The sequence below is a fragment of the Streptomyces sp. NPDC040622 genome, assembly GCF_055593965.1.
In genome coordinates, this window is record NZ_JBVIXD010000002.1 from 468,355 (window position 1) to 486,763 (window position 18,409).

The following is an 18,409-nucleotide window of genomic DNA, read 5'->3' on the forward strand; positions in this document are numbered from 1 at the left end:
GACCCCCTGGGTGTGCGCGGCGATGCGCGGATGTGTACGCCGTATCGATCCGCGTACAACGTACACGGCAGTGTGTACGGCGTCCACAAGGGATACGCTGTACGCATGTCCACGCAGAAGAAGGCGCAGGAGAAGGCCGAGAAGAAGGCGCAGCCCGAGGTCTCGCTCTGGGAGCGCCTGGAGCGCCCCGCGTCCGCGCCCCGCACGGCGCTGACGCCGCAGCGCATCGCCGCCGTCGCGGTCCGGGTGGCCGACGCGGAGGGCATCGCGGCCGTCACCATGCGCCGCCTGGCCACCGAGCTCGGCGTCGCCCCCATGGCCGCCTACCGGCACGTCTCGGGCAAGGAGGACCTGCTGGCGCTGATGGTCGACCTGGTCTCCGTCGAGCTGGAGACGCCCGCCGGGGTGACGGGGTGGCGTGACGTGCTGCGGGAGTCGGGGCGCGCGACCCGCGCGATGACGCTGAGGCACCGGTGGATGGCCGAACTGCCCACCCCGATGCACGCGTTGACGCCGAACCGGTTCGCGACCGCGGAGCGGCAGCTCGCCGCGCTCGACGGGCACGGCCTGGACGTCGACACGATGATGGCCGTCTTCCGCACCGTCACCGCGTACGTGGGAGGCATGGTCCGCGCGGAGGTCGCGATCGGCGCATACCTGCGGGAGCAGGACTGGGAGAGTCCGGCCGAGATGCGGATCGGTCTCGCCCCGCAGATGAGATACCTGATCGGGACCGGCCGTTACCCGACCTACCGGCGCTACATCCACGAGGCGGCGCGCAAGGACGACCCCGCCTGGGAGTTCGAGACCGGCCTCGAATGCGTCCTCGACGGGATCGCCGCGCGGTTCGGTCTCTGACCGCCGGGGCGGGCATGACGGAGCCCCGGCCTCCTGGACGGAGGAGGCCGGGGCTCCGGTGTGCGGGAGTGGCTGGTGACCGTCCCGGCGCAGGTCCTAGTAGGCCGAGCCGGACGCGCCCAGTGAACCCGTCGGGTGCCAGACCGTCTTGGTCTCCAGGAAGGCCGTCAGGCGGTGCGTGCCGGGGTCGGCGGACCAGTCCACAGGCTGTGGACGCAGTACGCGCTTGAGGTTGTCGGCGGCGGCGACCTCCAGCTCGCGCGCGAGCTCCGCGTCCGTGCCCGTCAGGTCGATCGCGTTGACGTCCTGGTGTGCGGCGAGCGGCGCCGCGATCTCGGCGGTCTTGCCGGTGAGGATGTTGACCACGCCGCCCGGCACGTCGGACGTCGCGAGGACCTCGCCCAGCGAGAGCGCGGGCAGCGGGAACTTCTCGGAGGCGATCACCACGGCCGTGTTGCCCGTCGCGATCACCGGGGCGATCACCGAGACCAGGCCGAGGAACGACGAGTCCTGGGGCGCGACGACGGCGACGACGCCCGTCGGCTCCGGCGTCGAGAGGTTGAAGAACGGGCCCGCGACCGGATTCGCCCCGCCCACGACCTGGGCGATCTTGTCGGTCCAGCCCGCGTACCAGACCCAGCGGTCGATCGCCGCGTCCACGACCGCGGCGGCCTTGGACTTGGAGATGCCCTCCGCCTCGGCGACCTCACGGACGAACTGGTCGCGACGGCCCTCCAGCATCTCGCCGATGCGGTAGAGGACCTGGCCGCGGTTGTACGCGGTCGCGCCGGCCCAGCCGCCCTGCGCCTTGCGGGCGGCCACGACGGCGTCGCGCGCGTCCTTGCGGGACGCCAGCGGCGCGTTCGCCAGCCACCTGCCCTTGGAGTCGTTCACCTCGTACACCCGGCCGCTCTCGGAGCGGGGGAACTTGCCCCCGACGTACAGCTTGTAGGTCTTGAGAACCGTGAGTCGGTCAGACATCGAGGTACGCCTCCAGCCCGTGCCGGCCGCCCTCGCGGCCGTGGCCCGACTCCTTGTAGCCGCCGAACGGCGAGGTCGGGTCGAACTTGTTGAAAGTGTTGGCCCAGACGACGCCCGCCCGGAGCTTGTTCGCGACCGCGAGGATGCGCGAGCCCTTCTCCGTCCAGATGCCGGCGGAGAGCCCGTACTGGGTGTTGTTGGCCTTGGCGACCGCCTCGTCGGGCGTACGGAAGGTCAGCACCGACAGCACCGGGCCGAAGATCTCGTCGCGCGCGACGGTGTGCGCCTGCGTGACGTTGGTGAACAGGGTCGGCGCGAACCAGTAGCCGGACGAGGGGAGTTCGCACGGGGCCGACCAGCGCTCGGCGCCCTCCGCCTCGCCGGTCTCGGCGAGCGCGGTGATGCGGGCGAGCTGCTCGGCGGAGTTGATGGCGCCGATGTCGGTGTTCTTGTCGAGCGGGTCGCCCAGGCGCAGGGTGGACAGGCGGCGCTTGAGCGAGTCGAGCAGCTCCTCCTGGACCGACTCCTGGACGAGCAGGCGTGAACCGGCGCAGCAGACCTGGCCCTGGTTGAAGAAGATGCCCGTGACGATGCCCTCGACGGCCTGTTCGAGGGGAGCGTCGTCGAAGACGATGTTCGCGCCCTTGCCGCCCAGTTCGAGCGTGACCTTCTTGTCGGTGCCCGCGACCTGACGGGCGATGGCCTTGCCGACGGCGGTCGAGCCGGTGAAGGCGACCTTGTTCACGTCGGGGTGGGCGGTCAGCGCCGCGCCCGCGTCGCCGTACCCGGGAAGGATGTTGACGACGCCCTTGGGGAGCCCCGCCTGACGGCAGATGTCCGCGAAGAACAGGGCGCTCAGGGGAGTGGTCTCGGCGGGCTTCAGGACGACCGTGTTGCCCGTGGCGAGCGCCGGGGCGATCTTCCAGGCCAGCATCAGGAGCGGGAAGTTCCACGGGATGACCTGGCCGGCGACGCCCAGCGGTGCCGGGTTCGGGCCGAACCCGGCGTGGTCGAGCTTGTCGGCCCAGCCCGCGTAGTAGAAGAAGTGCGCGGCGACCAGGGGGAGGTCCGCGTCGCGGGTCTCCTTGATGGGCTTGCCGTTGTCCAGGGTCTCCAGGACGGCCAGCTCGCGGCTGCGCTCCTGGATGATCCGGGCGATGCGGAACAGATACTTGGCGCGCTCGGCGCCCGGCAGCGCCGACCACTTGTCGAAGGCCTTGCGGGCGGCCTTCACGGCGCGGTCGACGTCCTCGGAGGAGGCCCGCGCGACTTCGGAGAGCACCTCTTCGGTCGACGGGGAGACCGTCTTGAAGACCTTGCCGTCGGCCGCGTCGGTGAACTCGCCGTCGATGAACAGGCCGTACGAGGGGGCGATGTCCACGACCGAGCGGGACTCGGGGGCCGGGGCGTACTCGAAGGGGGAGGGCGGCATCTTCATGTCCATGAGGTCTCAGTCCACCGTCACGTAGTCGGGGCCGGAGTAGCGTCCGGTGGCCAGCTTCTGACGCTGCATCAGCAGGTCGTTCAGGAGGGACGAGGCGCCGAAGCGGAACCAGTGGTTGTCCAGCCAGTCGGCGCCCGCCGTCTCGTTCACCAGGACGAGGAACTTCACCGCGTCCTTGGTGGAGCGGATGCCGCCCGCTGGCTTCACCCCGATCTGCACCCCGGTCTGCGCGCGGAAGTCGCGGACGGCCTCCAGCATCAGGAGCGTGTTGGCCGGGGTGGCGTTGACGCCGACCTTGCCGGTCGAGGTCTTGATGAAGTCGGCGCCCGCGATCATGCCGATCCAGCTGGCGCGCTTGATGTTGTCGTACGTCGAGAGCTCACCGGTCTCGAAGATGACCTTCAGGCGGGCCGTTCCGCAGGCCTCCTTCACGGCGCGGATCTGCTCGAACACCGTCATGTAGGCACCGGAGAGGAAGGCGCCCCGGTCGATGACCATGTCGATCTCGTCGGCGCCCGCCGCGACCGCCTCGCGCACGTCGCAGAGCTTCACGTCGATGGCGGCGCGGCCCGCGGGGAAGGCGGTCGCGACGGACGCGACCTGCACGCCGCTGCCCGCGACGGCCTCCTTGGCGGTGGCCACCATGTCCGGATAGACGCAGACGGCCGCGGTGCGCGGGGTGGTCCGGTCGGTCGGGTCGGGATGGGCGGCCTTCGCGCCGAGCGCCCGGACCTTGCCCGGGGTGTCGGCGCCCTCGAGCGTCGTCAGGTCGATCATCGAAATGGCCAGGTCGATGGCGTACGCCTTCGCCGTGGTCTTGATCGAACGGGTACCGAGCGAGGCGGCACGCGCCTCCAGGCCGACCGCGTCGACGCCGGGCAGTCCGTGCAGGAAGCGGCGGAGCGTGCTCTCGGACGCGGTCACGTCAGCGAATGCAGTGGGCATGGTCACGAGGGGAGCATATCTACGCGCGTAGCTGCTGTACAGGGGTGGGGCGGGAGGCGGCGGCGGGGCCCTCGGCAGGCGGTGGTGGGGACCGGCGCGGGGCCCCCGCGCGGGCTTCAGGCAGAATCAGGGTATGAGCGACCCCCAGAACCCCGTGGCGGAGCCCGCGTACAAGGACCGCACCTTCCGGTCCCCCGCCGGCATCGCCGGCGGCGTCCTGCTGCTCGCCCTGGGCGCCTGGCTCGGCATCGACGCCGTCATCCGGGGCGAGGGCCGCACGCCGTGGCTCGCGCTGGCCGGGCTGCTTGTCGCCGTGCCGCTGGTCGTCGCGTACACCGTGCGGCCCGCCGTGTACGTCAACAACGACCGGATCCGCATCCGCAACCCCTTCAGGACCGTCACGCTGCCCTGGGCCTGCGTCGCCACGCTCCGGTCCGGCTACTCGAACGAGATCCTGACCGACGAAGGCGCCAAGTTCCAGATCTGGGCGATCCCCGTCTCGCTGCGCGGCCGCAAGAAGGCGGCGCGCAGGCAGGCGCAGGCCGCGGCGTCCGGCGACCCCACGACGGGCGGCCGCCCCTTCCTCGACCCGCACGCGCCGTCCACCCGTTCCTCGGGCGACCAGTCCATGGACGAGCTCCGCGAACTGGCCGAGCAGCAGAACGACTCCGAGTCCACGCAGGGCGGGCCCGTCGTGCGCTGGGCGTACGAGATCCTCGCGCCGAGCGTCGCGGGAGTGGTCCTTCTCGCGGTGCTGCTCGCGGTCACCTGACCACGGGCGGTTCGGGGTTCGCCGCAGCCGCAGCCGCAGCCGCAGCCGCAGCCGCAGCCGCGGCCGCAGTCGGTTCGTGGGCCCGGGGCGGGCGGCTTCTACGGAGGGCCCGTCCACGCCAGGAGCATGTGGCCGCCGAACACCGCGGAGCCGAGTGCCGCAGCCGTCAGGAGCGTCACCGTCACCCGCGTCCTCGCGCGCGCGAGCGCCACGGCGAGCGGCAGCAGCAGCGGGAAGCCGGGCAGCAGGAATCGGGCCCGCGGGAAGTAGACCCCGCTGCTCCCCAGGACGATCAGCAGCAGCAGCCCCGTGAACAGCAGCAGCGGCAAGGGCTGGCGGTCGCCCACGGAGAGCGCGAAGAGGACCACCGCCCCCAGCAGCGTCGCCGTCACCATCACCAGGAACAGCTGCGGCCGGTCCAGCAGGAACAGGGCGTGCATGCGGTGGAGCGTCTCCACGCCGCCGTCCCAGGTGTTCCGCCACAGCTTCTGTACGGCGAAGTAGCCGTCCCAGCGGCCCAGGCGCACCCCCACCCACCCGACGTACCCGAGCCAGCCGAGCGGCGCCAGCAGCGCGCCCAGGAGGGGGCGGCGCGGGACACGGACCGGGCGGGGCGGAGCGGCGGCGGGGCCGGGCGGGCGGTGGCGGTCGTGGCGCGGGTCAAGGCGCAGGTGGTGGCGGAGGCGGTGGGCGGGCAGGTGCCCGCGGAGGGACAGCAGGGCCGTGACGGAGACCGCCGCGGCGAGGGCCACGCCCGTGGGACGGGTGAGTCCCGCCAGTGCGGCGAGGCTTCCCGCCCACAGCCAGCGGCCGGTGAGCACCGCGTACAGGGACCACGCGGTGAGTGCCGTGAAGAGCGACTCCGTGTAGCCCATCCACTGCACCAGTGCGACCGGCAGGCTGCCCCACAGGACCGCGAGAACGATGCCCGCGCGACGGCCGTACAGCTGGTCGCCGACCGCGAAGATCCCCCACGCCGCGAGGAACGAGCAGGTCAGCGCGATGCCCAGCCCCGCAGCGCCGCGCGGCAGCCAGGGGAGCAGCGTGTCGCCCGCCCTGACCAGCGTCGGGTACAGCGGGAAGAACGCCAGGTTGTTGCCGTCGATCCGGGTGCCGAGCGTGTGCGTGTACCCGTGCTCGGCGATCCTCAGATACCAGTCGCAGTCCCACGACGCCATCAACAGGTGCCGCACCCCGCGGTGCTCCCGGTGCGCCCATGAGGCGAACACCAGCAGGCCCAGGGTGCGGACGGCCGCGTACGCGAGGAGGGCGGGGGAGGCATGGCGCAGGGCGCGGGCCGCGCGCCCGGCCCGGGTGGGGGGAGGGTGCGGGGCGCTGCCGGGGCTCCTGGACGCGGGGACCAGGGACGGGGCGGCGGTGGAGGGCTCGGAGATTCCGTACGGCACTGCGGCAGCTCCCGGAACGTGATCGTGCGCTACCGGTCGACCCTTCCTGGGGCGACCGGCAGCGCGGCGGATCTCTGCGGCAGCTGCTCTAGCGGAACCACTCGGACGGGTGGTGGGCCTTGTGGGGCCGGGGGGGCAGTGCGTCCGGTGGGCTCTGTGGTTCCGGTGTGCGGTGCGGTGCGGTGTGTGGTGCGGGCGGGGCGTTCTCAGATGCCCGCTGCCGCCGACAGGTCGCGCTTGATCGTCGCGAGTGTCCGCGTCGCCCTGGCGCGGGCCGCGGGCAGCTCGTCCTTCGACGCCACCTCGACCACCACCTCCAGGTAGCACTTGAGCTTCGGCTCGGTGCCGCTCGGGCGCACGATCACCCGGGCGCCGTCGAGCGTGTAGCGCAGGCCGTCCGTGGGCGGCAGCGTGTCCGTGCCGCGGGTCAGGTCCTCCGCCTTCGTCACGGGCAGGCCCGCGAGCTCCGCGGGCGGCTGCTCGCGCAGGCGGTGCATCGCGTCCGCGATCAGCGACAGGTCCTCCACGCGCACCGACAGCTGGTCCGTGGCGTGCAGGCCGTGCTCGACCGCCAGGTCGTCGAGGAGGTCGAGGAAGGTGCGGCCCTCCTCCTTCAGCTCGGACGCCAGCTCGGTGAGCAGGAGCGCGGCCGTGATGCCGTCCTTGTCGCGTACGCCCTCGGGGTCGACGCAGTAGCCGAGCGCCTCCTCGTAGCCGTAGCGCAGGCCCTCGACGCGGGCGATCCACTTGAAGCCCGTCAGGGTCTCCTCGTACGGGAGGCCCGCCTTCTCGGCGATCCGGCCGAGCAGGGAGGACGAGACGATCGACTCCGCGAACGTGCCGCGGGCGCCGCGGCGGACGAGGTGCGCGGCGAGCAGGGCGCCCACCTCGTCGCCCCGGAGCATCCGCCAGTCCGCGGCACCGGCGCTCGCGCCCTCCTCGGCCCCGCCGTCCCTGACCGCGGCGGCGCAGCGGTCCGCGTCCGGGTCGTTGGCGATGATCAGGTCGGGGGCGGGGGTGGTGCGGGCCGCCGTCGCGAAGGCCAGGTCCATCGCGCCCGGCTCCTCCGGGTTCGGGAACGCGACCGTCGGGAAGTCCGGGTCCGGCTCGGCCTGCTCGGCCACGAGGACCGGCTCGGGGAAGCCGGCACGGGCGAACGCCGCGAGCAGGGTGTCCTTGCCGACGCCGTGCATGGCCGTGTAGACGGCCCGCGCGGTCCGGGGGCTGCCGGGGGCCAGGACGGCGTCCGTACGCGCCAGGTAGGCCTCCAGGACGTCGTCCGTGAGCGTCTCCCAGCCGGAGTCCGGGCGCGGGACGTCGTGCAGGCTCGCGATCGCGTCGATCTCCGCGGCGATCTCCGCGTCGGCGGGCGGGACGATCTGGGAGCCGTCGCCGAGGTAGACCTTGTAGCCGTTGTCGCGCGGGGGGTTGTGGCTGGCCGTGACCTCCACGCCCGCGACGGCGCCGAGGTGCCGTATGGCGAAGGCGAGCACGGGGGTGGGGAGGGGGCGGGGGAGGACGGCCGCGCGCAGGCCCGCGCCGGTCATCACGGCCGCGGTGTCGCGGGCGAAGTCCTCGGACTTGTGGCGGGCGTCGTAGCCGATCACGACGAGGCCGCCGGTCTGTCCCTTGGACTTGAGGTACGCGGCGAGGCCTGCGGCGGCGCGGATGACCACGGTGCGGTTCATGCGCATGGGGCCCGCGCCGAGTTCGCCGCGCAGGCCGGCGGTGCCGAACTGGAGGGTGCCGGCGAAGCGTGCGGTCAGCTCGTCGAGGTCCTGGCCTTCGAGGAGCTTGCCGAGCTCCTCGCGGGTCTCGGGGTCCGGGTCCTCGGCAAGCCAGGTCTGGGCCCGCGCGATGAGTTCAGAGGTGTCCTGCACGGTTTCTTCAGCCTCTCGCTGGTCCGGGGGTGGGGGCGGTGGAGGGGGGTGGGGGATGGCTGTGTACGGGTAGTGCTTACCCGGGTGGTGGGCCGGGGTCTCGCCTTGGGTTCGGCTGTGGGGCGGGGGCGCGGGGGTATGTACGTACTCGCTATCCCTGCGCCGCGCTGCACGAACAAAGACGCCATTGTTTCCTCGGTGCTCCGTGCGCACATACCCCCGCGCCCCCTCCGGCGCGCGTGCGGCTGCGGCCCGGTGGGGGTTTGTCGGGCGGGCCCCGCAGGGGTGGTGCCTCCCGGGGAGCCTCGGGGGGCGCGGTGGCTGTTGCTTTTAGGGGCGCGGGGAACTGCGCGTCAGCCGCGGCGCACCCGCAGGGGGAAACCCACCCACCCAGAGCCGTTCGAGGCCCAGGGGCCGGGCGGACGGTCACGGCGGGGTCGCAGGCAGAGGCCGGCGGAGCCTCTGCCTGCGGAGGGATCAGATGCGGCCCAGGACCTGGCCGAGCAGCTCACCCATGCGCGTCGCGCTGTCGCGGCCTGCCTGGAGGACCTCTTCGTGGTTGAGGGGCTCGCCCGTCATGCCCGCGGCGAGGTTCGTGACCAGGGAGATGCCGAGGACCTCCGCACCGGCCTCGCGCGCGGCGATCGCCTCGAGGACCGTGGACATGCCGACCAGGTCCGCACCGATCGTGCGGGCCATGCGGATCTCCGCGGGAGTCTCGTAGTGCGGGCCGGGGAACTGCGCGTAGACGCCCTCTTCGAGGGTCGGGTCGATCTCCTTGCAGAGGGTCCGCAGGCGAGGGGAGTAGAGGTCCGTCAGGTCGACGAAGTTCGCGCCGACGATCGGGGAGGTCGCCGTGAGGTTCAGGTGGTCGCTGATCAGGACCGGCTGGCCGGGACGCATGCCCTCGCGCAGGCCGCCGCAGCCGTTGGTCAGCACGATGGTCTTGCAGCCCGCGGCGACGGCCGTGCGGACGCCGTGCGCGACGGCGGCCACTCCGCGGCCCTCGTAGTAGTGGGTGCGGCCCAGGAAGACCAGCGCGCGCTTGTCGCCGACCTTGAAGGAGCGGATGCGTCCGCCGTGGCCCTGGACGGCCGGCGGCGGGAAGCCGGGCAGCTCGGTGACGGGGAACTCGGCCTCGGGGTCGCCGAGCGCGTCGACGGCCGGCGCCCAGCCGGAGCCCATCACGAGGGCGACGTCGTGGGTCTCGGCGCCCGTGAGCTCGCGCAGGCGCGCGGCGGCGGCGTCGGCGGCGGCGTAGGGGTCGCCCTGGATGTCGTCCGGAATAACTGAAGCGTTCACGCGGACGAGAGTAGCCGCTCATGGCCTACGCGCGTAGATGACGATGCTTACGGGATTGCGATCGTTGTCTTGTCGTTTCCGACGAGAGAGCGGCGGCCGACGCGGGCCGCCCGGTGGTGCGAAGCGCTAACAGGGGCGCTTGCGGAGCTCCATCACGTAGTCGTGGGGTGCCCCGGCCGACTCCGCCGCGTCCGCCAGTTCGCCCAGGTAACGCGCCGAGGGCAGGCCGCCCTCGTACCCGTTGAGGACGTACACCCAGGCCGGTTCCTCGCCCTCCAGGGTGTGCACGCGGACCCGCATGCGCCGGTAGATGTCGAGGCCGACACCTTCCCAGCGGTCCATGGAGTCCTCGTCCATGGGGGCGACGTCGTAGAGGGTGACGAAGACCTGCGAGCGGGGCGCCTCGACGATCGTGGCGAGGGCGCCCTCCCATCCCATGTGCTCACCGCCGAAGGTGAGCCGCCAGCCGTTCAGCCAGCCGGTCGCGCGCAGCGGTGAGTGCGGGGCGCGGCGTGACATGAGCCGCGGATCCAGATTGCCGGCGTACGCGGCGTAGAGCGACATGAGGTCGAGGGTACGGCAGCAATCAAGTGAGCCCCTCCTGCGGCGGGAGGAGTGCCCGGACGAGGGCCGTCGCACGGACGGAGGCCCCCGGGGGGTGAGCACCTTGAAGCGTGCGGGACAATGGAGTACGTGACTCGGATCGTGATCATTGGCGGCGGACCCGGCGGATACGAGGCGGCTCTTGTGGCCGCCCAGCTCGGCGCGGAGGTGACCGTCGTCGACTGCGACGGTCTGGGCGGGGCATCGGTGCTCACCGACTGCGTACCGTCCAAGACCCTGATCGCGACGGCCGAGGTGATGACCACCTTCGACTCGTCGTACGAAGAGCTGGGGATCATCGTCGCCGACGACACCCCGCACATCGACACCCCCGCGCGCGTGGTGGGTGTGGACCTGGGCAAGGTCAACCGCCGTGTGAAGCGCCTCGCGCTCGCGCAGTCCCACGACATCACCGCCTCCGTCACGCGTGCGGGCGCACGCGTGCTGCGCGGCCGGGGTCGTCTGGAGGGCCAGCAGGACACCGACGGCTCGCGCAAGGTCGTGGTGCGGGCCGCCGACGGGAGCGAGGAGACCCTCGTCGCCGACGCCGTGCTGATCGCCACCGGCGGTCACCCGCGCGAGGTGCCCGACGCGCAGCCCGACGGCGAGCGGATCCTGAACTGGACGCAGGTGTACGACCTGGACGAGCTCCCGGAGGAGCTCATCGTGGTCGGCTCGGGTGTGACCGGTGCCGAGTTCGCCGGTGCCTACCAGGCGCTCGGTTCGAACGTGACGCTCGTGTCCAGCCGTGACCGGGTGCTCCCCGGCGAGGACCCGGACGCCGCCGCCGTCCTTGAGGACGTCTTCCGCCGCCGCGGCATGAACGTCATGTCCCGCTCCCGCGCCGCCTCCGCCAAGCGGGTCGGGGACCGGGTCGAGGTCACGCTCGACGACGGGCGCGTCATCTCCGGCACCCACTGCCTGATGGCCGTCGGCGCCATCCCGAACAGCAGCGGCATGGGCCTGGAGGAGGCCGGGGTCCGGCTGAAGGATTCCGGGCACATCTGGACCGACAAGGTCTCGCGGACGTCCGCCCCCGGCGTGTACGCCGCCGGAGACGTCACCGGTGTCTTCGCGCTCGCCTCCGTCGCCGCCATGCAGGGGCGCATCGCGATGTACCACTTCCTGGGCGACGCCGTGACGCCGCTGAACCTGAAGACCGTCTCCGCGAACGTCTTCACCGACCCGGAGATCGCGACCGTCGGCTACAGCCAGGCCGACGTCGACTCGGGCCGGATCGACGCCCGCGTCGTCAAGCTGCCGCTGCTGCGCAATCCGCGCGCGAAGATGCAGGGCATCCGCGACGGGTTCGTCAAGATCTTCTGCCGTCCGGGCACGGGCATCGTGGTCGGCGGTGTGGTCGTCGCACCGCGCGCCTCGGAGCTGATCCATCCCATCTCGATCGCGGTCGACAACAATCTGACGGTCGAGCAGATCGCGAATGCGTTCACCGTGTACCCGTCGCTTTCGGGGTCGATCGCCGAGGTGGCGCGTCAGCTCCACACCCGCAAGACGGCGGGCGAAGGCTGATCGACCGGGCGGCCTGATTCAACTCTTTGCAGGTCACGCACTGTTGTCGCCCATTCGCGCGGCATAGGCGGGGAGAGTAAGCACCTATACCACTTCCCACCCTGCTGTGCGAACAACTTCTGTAATTCGGCGCAAACTGCTGAAAGCAGACGGTCGTTGGGGTTACTGTCAGTTTCGTGTTCGCTGCAGAACGTCGCCAATTGATCCTCGAAATGGTGCGGGCCAACGGGGCAGTATCGCTCCGTGAGCTCGCCCGCGTCGTCCAGACCTCCGAAGTGACCGTACGGCGGGACGTGCGCGCGCTGGAGGCAGAAGGACTCCTCGACCGCCGGCATGGCGGTGCGGTATTGCCGGGCGGATTCACGCGGGAGTCCGGCTTTCCGCAGAAATCACATCTCGCGACCGCCGAGAAGACGGCCATCGCCGATCTCGCGGCGGGTCTCGTCGAAGAGGGCGAAGCCATCGTCGTCGGGGCGGGTACGACCACGCAGGAGCTGGCCCGACGGCTCGCGCGGGTACCCGGTCTGACCGTCGTCACCAACTCCCTTCTGGTGGCACAGGCGTTGGCCCACGCCAACAGGGTGGAAGTCGTCATGACCGGCGGCACCCTGCGCGGCTCGAACTACGCGCTCGTGGGCAGCGGCGCCGAGCAGTCCCTCCAGGGGCTGCGGGTGTCGCGGGCCTTCCTGTCGGGCAGTGGGCTGACCGCAGAGCGCGGCCTCTCCACGTCCAACATGCTCTCCGCGAGCGTGGACCGCGCACTGGTCCAGGCGGCGGCCGAGGTCGTGGTCCTCGCGGACCACACCAAGCTCGGCACCGACACGATGTTCCAGACGGTGCCGACGGACGTCATCACCCGCCTGGTCACGGACGAGCCACCGGGTCACGACGACCGGGCGGCCACGGAACTGCAGGCCCTGGCCGACCAGGGCGTGCAGATCGCGGTGGCGGGCGGTTCCGCCGCCCCTAACCCCGGGTCCGGCGCCGATTCCGTCCAGGCGGGGCGCCAGCCGCGCCGGGACATGCCCCTGCCGGGCCAGCGTCGTACCAACCACGGGGCGGGTCCGGGCCAGCAACTGCGCAGCGCGATCCTCGGGGAGCAGCCGCCCGGGGAGCGGTCCGCGCGCGTCGCGGACCTGCGCCGCCGCTGAACCCCGGCCGGCCGCGGGAGTGCCGGGCGGGTGCTACGCGGGCGCCTGCCCGTCGGCCTTGAGTCCCCGCAGGGTCAGCGTGAGCAGGCGGTCGGCCAACTCCGGGTCGTCCGGGGTCTCCTCGGCCGCCAGCGAGATCGCGTTGGTCAGCTGGAGCAGGTCGGAGATGGAGACGTCGGGCCGTACGGCTCCCGCCTCCTGGGCACGGGCGAGCAGGGCCGCGCCCGCCTCACGCATGGGCATGCTGCACCGCGCGAGCGCCGAAGTGGCGTCGTGCGACGCCGACATGAGGGCGCTCGACAGGCCGCGGTACTCACCCGCATGAGTGACGATGGCACGCAGCCACGCCACCAGGGCCGAACAGGGCTGCGGGTCGTCGAGCAGGGCGCGCGAGCGCGCGAGCAGGTCGCTCACCGCGTCCTCCCAGACCGCGCTCATCAGCGCGTGCCGGTTGGGGAAGTGCCGGTAGAGCGTGCCGATGCCGACGCCCGCGCGGCGTGCCACGTCCTCCAGGGACGCGCCCGTGCCGTGCTCGGCGAAGGCGGAGCGCGCCTCGGCGAGCAGCCGGTCGTAGTTGCGGCGGGCGTCGGCCCGCATGGTGCGCGCCGACTGTGCCGCCTGCTGCGGCGCTCTCGCCTGCTGGCCCGTGCCGGTCGTCATCCCCGCACCCTTCGTGAACGTACGCGTCCTCCAAGGATGCCACTGCCCGTGCGGCGCGATCGGCCGAGGTCGGGCGGGAGCGGGCGGGAGCAGGCCCGTGGGCGCCCCCTCAGGACGTCCGGCGCGCGAAGAAGGCGTCCAGCTCCGCTCTGGCCCTGCGCTCGCGCCGGTGCGGCGGCAGGGCGCCGCCGCGCAGGTTCCCGCTCAGCCACAGGACCAGCGGATACGTGACGCAGGTGCCGAGGAACAGGCCGCTCAGCAGACCGGTGACCAGGTCGCTCATGATCATCAACTCACTTTCGTACGAGATTGCTTGGTGCTGCTCCCCGGGCCGGGGCGGAAGCCGTCGAGGGCCGCGGCGATCATCCTGGCGCCGTTGTCCGGGAGCACCGCCCCGTAACCGAGCTGCCGCCAGCGGGCATCCACGGCGTCGCTGTCGTAGTACGGCAACGGGCCGCCGGCCGACGGCACCAGGAGCGGCGAGGGCTCCCGTGCGCAGCGGTGGCAGGCGGCGACCTCCTCGGCGCCGTGCGGGGAGTTCGGGGGCGCCACACGCGCGTGCCCGCGTTCGTGCAGCGGGTTGAAGTAGCAGGGCGGGTCGGGCCGCAGCGGCCGTTCCGTCACCAGGGCCTCCAGCGCGCGCATCCCGACGCGGCTGAACTCGACCGCCGCGACCAGCTCGCCCAGGGCGTGCGCGGCGTCGTACGCCGGGTCGGGGCTCTGCGGGCCATCGCAGACGGGTGGGATCACCGAGTTGCCGGCCTGGATCGACGCCGTGACGGCGAACGAGGCCAGCTCCGTGCGCAGTCCCGGCGCGAGCGAGCAGGTGTGGCGCAGGGTGTCGCCGAGGGCGGAGGCGTCGCTGAGCAGCTCCGCGCAGCGCTCGGCGTGCGGGCGCAGCGCCTCGGGATCGCCTCCCGGGTCCGGCACCGGCGCCCGCCAGTCGGGCGCCGGCAGCGGCAGGGCGAAGGTGTAGGGGCGGCGCCGCCCCAGCGGCAGGTGGGTGAAGCGGCGGAGCAGCGCCACGGAAAGCGCCGCGGAGAGGCCGAGCACCAGCCCGGCCTCGTAGCGCTGTCCGGCCTCCGCGGTCGCCGCGAGCCAGCCGCTTGCCGTGATGGCGCCTGCCGCGGCGAGCAGGCCGAGTACATCCCCCGTGCGTGTCACTGAAGTCCCCCCGTGGTGCATCAGCTCTTCGGGAGGGGGACGTGGGAGAGGGGCGGCCCGGTTGCGGCAGGAACGCCGAACGCCGGACCGGCCGAGGAGAATCGGCCGGTCCGGCGTTCGGGTACGAGCTCCGCGGACCGGTGGGTCACCGGTCCGCGCGGCTCGCCGTCAGTCCTTGATCTCGCAGATCACCGCACCGGAGGTGAGGCTCGCGCCGACCTCCGCGGTGAGGCCCTTGACCGTGCCCGAGCGGTGCGCGTTCAGGGGCTGTTCCATCTTCATGGCCTCCAGGACGACGACCAGGTCGCCCTCCTTGACCTCCTGGCCCTCCTCGACCGCGATCTTGACGATCGTGCCCTGCATGGGCGAGGCGAGGGTGTCGCCGGAGGCGGCCGGGCCGGACTTCTTGGCCGCGCGGCGCTTGGGACGGGCGCCGCCCGCCGCGGCGGTGCGCGCGATCGTCATGCCCAGCGAGGACGGCAGCGAGACCTCGAGGCGCTTGCCGCCGACCTCGACGACGACCGTCTCGCGGCCCGGCTCCTCGTCCGTCTCGGTGTCCGCGGCGGCCGCGAACGGCGGGATCTCGTTGACGAACTCGGTCTCGATCCAGCGGGTGTGGATCGTGAACGGGTCGCTGGAGCCGGTCAGTTCGGGCCCGAACGCCGGGTCCACGACGACGGCACGGTGGAAGGGGATGGCGGTGGCCATGCCCTCCACGGTGAACTCCGCCAGGGCGCGGGCGGCGCGCTGCAGCGCCTGCTCGCGGGTGGCACCGGTGACGATCAGCTTGGCCAGGAGCGAGTCCCAGGCCGGGCCGATGACCGAGCCGGACTCGACGCCCGCGTCCAGGCGGACACCGGGGCCGGACGGCGGGGCGAAGGTGGTGACGGTGCCGGGCGCGGGCAGGAAGTTGCGGCCCGGGTCCTCGCCGTTGATGCGGAACTCGAAGGAATGACCGCGCATCTCGGGGTCGTCGTAGCCCAGTTCCTCGCCGTCGGCGATGCGGAACATCTCGCGGACCAGGTCGATGCCGGTGACCTCTTCGGTGACCGGGTGCTCCACCTGCAGACGGGTGTTGACCTCCAGGAAGGAGATCGTGCCGTCCACGCCGACCAGGAACTCGACGGTGCCCGCGCCGACGTAGCCGGCCTCCTTGAGGATCGCCTTGGAGGCGGCGTACAGCTCGGCGTTCTGCTCGGCGCTCAGGAACGGCGCGGGCGCCTCCTCGACGAGCTTCTGGTGGCGGCGCTGCAGCGAGCAGTCACGGGTCGAGACGACGACCACGTTGCCGTGCTTGTCCGCCAGGCACTGGGTCTCCACGTGCCGCGGCTTGTCGAGGTAGCGCTCGACGAAGCACTCGCCGCGGCCGAAGGCCGCCACGGCCTCGCGCACCGCGGAGTCGTACAGCTCGGGGACCTCTTCGAGGGTGCGGGCCACCTTCAGACCGCGGCCGCCACCGCCGAACGCCGCCTTGATGGCGATCGGCAGGCCGTGCTCCTCGGCGAAGGCCACCACCTCGTCGGAGCCCGACACGGGGTCGGGGGTGCCGGCGACCAGCGGGGCGCCGGCGCGCTGCGCGATGTGCCGCGCCGCGACCTTGTCGCCCAGGTCGCGGATGGCCTGCGGCGGCGGGCCGATCCAGTTCAGGCCCGCGTCGATGACGGCCTGCGCGAAGTCGGCGTTCTCCGAAAGGAAGCCGTAGCCGGGGTGGATGGCGTCCGCCCCCGCGTCCTTGGCCGCGGCCAGCACCTTGGAGATGTCCAGGTAGCTGGTGGCCGGAGTGTCACCGCCCAGCGCGAACGCCTCATCGGCTGCCCGTACATGCAGAGCGTCCCGGTCCGGGTCTGCGTAGACGGCTACGCTCGCGATCCCTGCGTCCCGGCATGCCCGGGCAACGCGGACAGCGATTTCGCCACGGTTGGCGATGAGCACCTTGCGCACGATGGCTCCCTCCTTGAAACAAGCCGAGTTTAGGGACTGCCGACACGGGCTTACGACCCGTCCCCAATGGTGAGCTTGCCCACACGGAGTGTGACTCGAGGCCGGCTAGGTCCGCGAAATCCCTTGTCGTACCGCGGTACGCAGGGTCTCACTACCGCAGCGTAGCCCGCCGGTGTGGTCAAGGTCTCTGTGCGGCCGTACTGCGGCAGGGCGGCATTCTTTGTGGAGTCCCTACGAATGGCCCAATGATTCTTTGCCTGCGGTACAGCTCTTGTCCCTGGGTTTACCCGTTAGTAGCGTTCGCCTGGCGTGAACGTACTAGGGGTAACAGCAGCGGAATCGGAAGAGGGTGGGGCGCCGTGGCGCGCAGACCGGTGGCCTGGGTGGGCGCGATCGTTCTTCTCGCGGAGGCGGTCGGGATCGCACTCCTCAACTGGTTCCTGGGCCTTGTCGTCGACAAGCAGGACATGTCGCTCGCGGGCCTGGACCCGCGCGCGATGACCGTCTCGACCTGGATCGCCGGCATCCTCTTCGGCGGCTACCTCGCGCTCTGCGCCGTCGTCCTGATCCGCGCCGCCGTGCGCGACCGCGCGCCCGGCACCTTCGGGCGGCTGCTCCTGATCAGCTGCGCCGTCGTGCACGCGCTCCTCGGCGCCTTCTCCGTCGGCCTGGTCGGCTGGGCCGCCTTCGTCTTCATGATGGTCGTGCTCGGCCTGCTCGTCCTCACGCTCGTGGCGTACGAGAAGAAGGCGCAGCTGGAGGGGGCGGGCGCCGCCGGGGGCGGCGGAGCGCCGGAGGACGGCGCCCCGCAGCCCGCCTGAGGCCCGTTTCCTTCGGGCCAGCTCTACTTCTCGGTCTGCCGCTGCCACAACTGCGTGATGCCCACGCCCAGTTCGGCGAGGAGGCGGCGCAGCAGCGGCAGCGAGAGGCCGATGACGTTGCCGTGGTCGCCCTCGATGCCCTCGACGAACGGCGCCGAGCGGCCGTCCAGCGTGAACGCGCCCGCCACGTGCAGCGGTTCGCCGCTCGCGACGTACGCGGCGATCTCCTCGTCGGAGGGCTCGCCGAAGCGGACCACGGTCGACGCCGTCGCGGACACGTACCGCCCGGAGACGGTGTCGTAGACGCAGTGGCCCGTCTGCAGGACGCCCGCGCGACCGCGCATGTCCTTCCAGCGGGCGGTGGCCTCCTCGGCGTCGGCGGGCTTGCCGAGCGCGCGGCCGTCCAGTTCGAGGACCGAGTCGCAGCCGACGACCAGCGCGCCCTTGGCGTCGGGGCGCGCGGCGACCACGGACGCCTTGGCCTCGGCCAGGGCGAGCGCGAGTTCGGCGGGGGTGGGCGCGGACACCTTGTCCTCGTCGACGCCGCTGACGATCACCTCGGGGGCGAGGCCCGCCTGCCGGAGCAGGCCGAGCCGGGCGGGCGACTGGGAGGCGAGGACGAGACGGCGGGGCTGATCACTCATGCGGCCAGCGTAGCGAGCGCGGCGCCCGTCCAGTGCGGGGCTCCGCGGAAGCGGTGTTTCAGTGGATGCCGAGGACGAACATCGCGATCACCATGGCGAGGGCGAGGAGCAGTCCGGCGCGGCGCATCCTCGCCTGGAGGTCCCGCATGTCCTTGGGAGGGGTGTCCTCCGGGTCAGACCACAGCATGACTTCGATGGTGCGACCGGACGGGGGGGGGGGGGGGGGGGGGGGGGGGGGGGGGGGGGGGGGCGGAGGGGGGGGGGGGGGGGAAGGGGCGATCCACGCTCACCCCGGACTCCATCGCGA

18 protein-coding genes are annotated in these 18,409 nt (G+C 72.2%); 5 read left to right on the forward strand and 13 right to left on the reverse strand.

Annotation, left to right across the window (positions count from 1 at the left end):
* Nucleotides 1–105: 105 nt before the first annotated feature.
* Nucleotides 106–858 (forward strand): TetR/AcrR family transcriptional regulator, encoded by a 753-nt coding sequence (locus tag ACZ592_RS06550; protein ID WP_471580371.1) that lies wholly within the window; start codon nucleotides 106–108, stop codon nucleotides 856–858.
* Between the two features lie 96 nt (nucleotides 859–954).
* Here ACZ592_RS06550 and ACZ592_RS06555 read toward each other — a convergent pair whose 3' ends face one another.
* Genes ACZ592_RS06555 through deoC form a run of 3 tightly spaced genes read right to left on the reverse strand, consistent with a single transcriptional unit; the run spans nucleotide 955 to nucleotide 4,228 of the window.
* Complete coding sequence (locus ACZ592_RS06555; protein ID WP_471580372.1) at nucleotides 955–1,839, reverse strand: aldehyde dehydrogenase family protein; 885 nt, start codon at nucleotides 1,837–1,839, stop codon at nucleotides 955–957.
* Nucleotides 1,832–3,277 (reverse strand): aldehyde dehydrogenase family protein, encoded by a 1,446-nt coding sequence (locus tag ACZ592_RS06560; RefSeq protein ID WP_471580729.1) that lies wholly within the window; start codon nucleotides 3,275–3,277, stop codon nucleotides 1,832–1,834. The genes ACZ592_RS06555 and ACZ592_RS06560 overlap by 8 nt, the downstream gene beginning before the upstream one ends.
* 12 nt (nucleotides 3,278–3,289) lie before the next feature.
* The gene (deoC, locus tag ACZ592_RS06565) at nucleotides 3,290–4,228 is read right to left on the reverse strand and encodes a deoxyribose-phosphate aldolase (protein ID WP_471580373.1); all 939 of its coding nucleotides are present in this window, start codon (nucleotides 4,226–4,228) and stop codon (nucleotides 3,290–3,292) included.
* 133 nt (nucleotides 4,229–4,361) lie between these two features.
* On the opposite strand from deoC, the gene ACZ592_RS06570 reads away from it, so the two are divergent.
* Nucleotides 4,362–5,000, forward strand: a complete 639-nt coding sequence (locus ACZ592_RS06570) for a PH domain-containing protein (protein ID WP_471580374.1) — start codon at nucleotides 4,362–4,364, stop codon at nucleotides 4,998–5,000.
* Nucleotides 5,001–5,098: 98 nt separating this feature from the next.
* Here ACZ592_RS06570 and ACZ592_RS06575 read toward each other — a convergent pair whose 3' ends face one another.
* The 4 genes from ACZ592_RS06575 to ACZ592_RS06590 form a co-directional block, all read right to left on the reverse strand.
* On the reverse strand, nucleotides 5,099–6,406 hold the full coding sequence (locus ACZ592_RS06575) for a hypothetical protein (RefSeq protein WP_471580375.1): 1,308 nt from the start codon (nucleotides 6,404–6,406) through the stop codon (nucleotides 5,099–5,101).
* 206 nt (nucleotides 6,407–6,612) lie between these two features.
* Complete coding sequence (locus tag ACZ592_RS06580) at nucleotides 6,613–8,286, reverse strand: phospho-sugar mutase (protein WP_471580376.1); 1,674 nt, start codon at nucleotides 8,284–8,286, stop codon at nucleotides 6,613–6,615.
* A gap of 477 nt (nucleotides 8,287–8,763) precedes the next feature.
* Nucleotides 8,764–9,588, reverse strand: a complete 825-nt coding sequence (locus tag ACZ592_RS06585) for a purine-nucleoside phosphorylase (RefSeq protein WP_471580377.1) — start codon at nucleotides 9,586–9,588, stop codon at nucleotides 8,764–8,766.
* A 126-nt stretch (nucleotides 9,589–9,714) separates the two neighbouring features.
* Nucleotides 9,715–10,152 carry a gamma-glutamylcyclotransferase family protein gene (locus tag ACZ592_RS06590; RefSeq protein ID WP_471580378.1) on the reverse strand — a complete coding sequence of 146 codons (438 nt, stop codon included), beginning with the start codon at nucleotides 10,150–10,152 and terminating at the stop codon, nucleotides 9,715–9,717.
* Between the two features lie 120 nt (nucleotides 10,153–10,272).
* On the opposite strand from ACZ592_RS06590, the gene ACZ592_RS06595 reads away from it, so the two are divergent.
* A complete protein-coding gene (locus ACZ592_RS06595) occupies nucleotides 10,273–11,721 on the forward strand; it encodes an NAD(P)H-quinone dehydrogenase (RefSeq protein WP_471580379.1) in 1,449 nt (482 codons plus the stop codon).
* A 176-nt stretch (nucleotides 11,722–11,897) separates the two neighbouring features.
* The gene (locus tag ACZ592_RS06600; protein WP_471580380.1) at nucleotides 11,898–12,872 is read left to right on the forward strand and encodes a DeoR/GlpR family DNA-binding transcription regulator; all 975 of its coding nucleotides are present in this window, start codon (nucleotides 11,898–11,900) and stop codon (nucleotides 12,870–12,872) included.
* Nucleotides 12,873–12,905: 33 nt separating this feature from the next.
* On the opposite strand, the gene ACZ592_RS06605 is transcribed toward ACZ592_RS06600, so the two are convergent.
* From ACZ592_RS06605 to ACZ592_RS06620, 4 genes are all read right to left on the reverse strand, one after another.
* A complete protein-coding gene (locus ACZ592_RS06605) occupies nucleotides 12,906–13,532 on the reverse strand; it encodes a TetR/AcrR family transcriptional regulator (RefSeq protein WP_471580381.1) in 627 nt (208 codons plus the stop codon).
* A 109-nt stretch (nucleotides 13,533–13,641) separates the two neighbouring features.
* Entirely contained in the window at nucleotides 13,642–13,815 is a 174-nt protein-coding gene (locus tag ACZ592_RS06610) for a hypothetical protein (RefSeq protein WP_471580382.1), read from the reverse strand.
* A gap of 5 nt (nucleotides 13,816–13,820) precedes the next feature.
* On the reverse strand, nucleotides 13,821–14,696 hold the full coding sequence (locus ACZ592_RS06615) for a hypothetical protein (RefSeq protein WP_471580383.1): 876 nt from the start codon (nucleotides 14,694–14,696) through the stop codon (nucleotides 13,821–13,823).
* Nucleotides 14,697–14,864: 168 nt separating this feature from the next.
* Nucleotides 14,865–16,637, reverse strand: a complete 1,773-nt coding sequence (locus tag ACZ592_RS06620; RefSeq protein WP_471580384.1) for an acetyl/propionyl/methylcrotonyl-CoA carboxylase subunit alpha — start codon at nucleotides 16,635–16,637, stop codon at nucleotides 14,865–14,867.
* A 359-nt stretch (nucleotides 16,638–16,996) separates the two neighbouring features.
* Here ACZ592_RS06620 and ACZ592_RS06625 point away from each other — a divergent pair, with 359 nt between their 5' ends.
* A complete protein-coding gene (locus ACZ592_RS06625; protein ID WP_471580385.1) occupies nucleotides 16,997–17,458 on the forward strand; it encodes a hypothetical protein in 462 nt (153 codons plus the stop codon).
* Nucleotides 17,459–17,481: 23 nt separating this feature from the next.
* Here the strand turns inward: ACZ592_RS06625 and ACZ592_RS06630 are convergent, their stop codons facing one another.
* Both ACZ592_RS06630 and mmpB read right to left on the reverse strand, forming a co-directional pair.
* Nucleotides 17,482–18,102, reverse strand: coding sequence for a nucleoside triphosphate pyrophosphatase (locus ACZ592_RS06630; protein WP_471580386.1), 621 nt, complete (start codon nucleotides 18,100–18,102; stop codon nucleotides 17,482–17,484).
* 58 nt (nucleotides 18,103–18,160) lie between these two features.
* Nucleotides 18,161–18,289, reverse strand: a complete 129-nt coding sequence (gene mmpB / locus ACZ592_RS06635; protein ID WP_471580387.1) for a morphogenic membrane protein MmpB — start codon at nucleotides 18,287–18,289, stop codon at nucleotides 18,161–18,163.
* Nucleotides 18,290–18,409 lie beyond the last annotated feature (120 nt).

Coding starts and splice junctions, on each gene's coding strand:
- ACZ592_RS06570 (WP_471580374.1), top strand. CDS start 4,362: ATGAGCGACCCCCAGAACCCCGTGGCGGAGCCCGCGTACAAGGACCGC.
- ACZ592_RS06590 (WP_471580378.1), bottom strand. CDS start 10,152: ATGTCGCTCTACGCCGCGTACGCCGGCAATCTGGATCCGCGGCTCATG.
- mmpB (WP_471580387.1), bottom strand. CDS start 18,289: ATGCTGTGGTCTGACCCGGAGGACACCCCTCCCAAGGACATGCGGGAC.
- ACZ592_RS06630 (WP_471580386.1), bottom strand. CDS start 18,102: ATGAGTGATCAGCCCCGCCGTCTCGTCCTCGCCTCCCAGTCGCCCGCC.
- ACZ592_RS06560 (WP_471580729.1), bottom strand. CDS start 3,277: ATGAAGATGCCGCCCTCCCCCTTCGAGTACGCCCCGGCCCCCGAGTCC.
- ACZ592_RS06595 (WP_471580379.1), top strand. CDS start 10,273: ATGGAGTACGTGACTCGGATCGTGATCATTGGCGGCGGACCCGGCGGA.
- ACZ592_RS06555 (WP_471580372.1), bottom strand. CDS start 1,839: ATGTCTGACCGACTCACGGTTCTCAAGACCTACAAGCTGTACGTCGGG.
- ACZ592_RS06605 (WP_471580381.1), bottom strand. CDS start 13,532: ATGACGACCGGCACGGGCCAGCAGGCGAGAGCGCCGCAGCAGGCGGCA.
- ACZ592_RS06550 (WP_471580371.1), top strand. CDS start 106: ATGTCCACGCAGAAGAAGGCGCAGGAGAAGGCCGAGAAGAAGGCGCAG.
- deoC (WP_471580373.1), bottom strand. CDS start 4,228: ATGCCCACTGCATTCGCTGACGTGACCGCGTCCGAGAGCACGCTCCGC.
- ACZ592_RS06610 (WP_471580382.1), bottom strand. CDS start 13,815: ATGAGCGACCTGGTCACCGGTCTGCTGAGCGGCCTGTTCCTCGGCACC.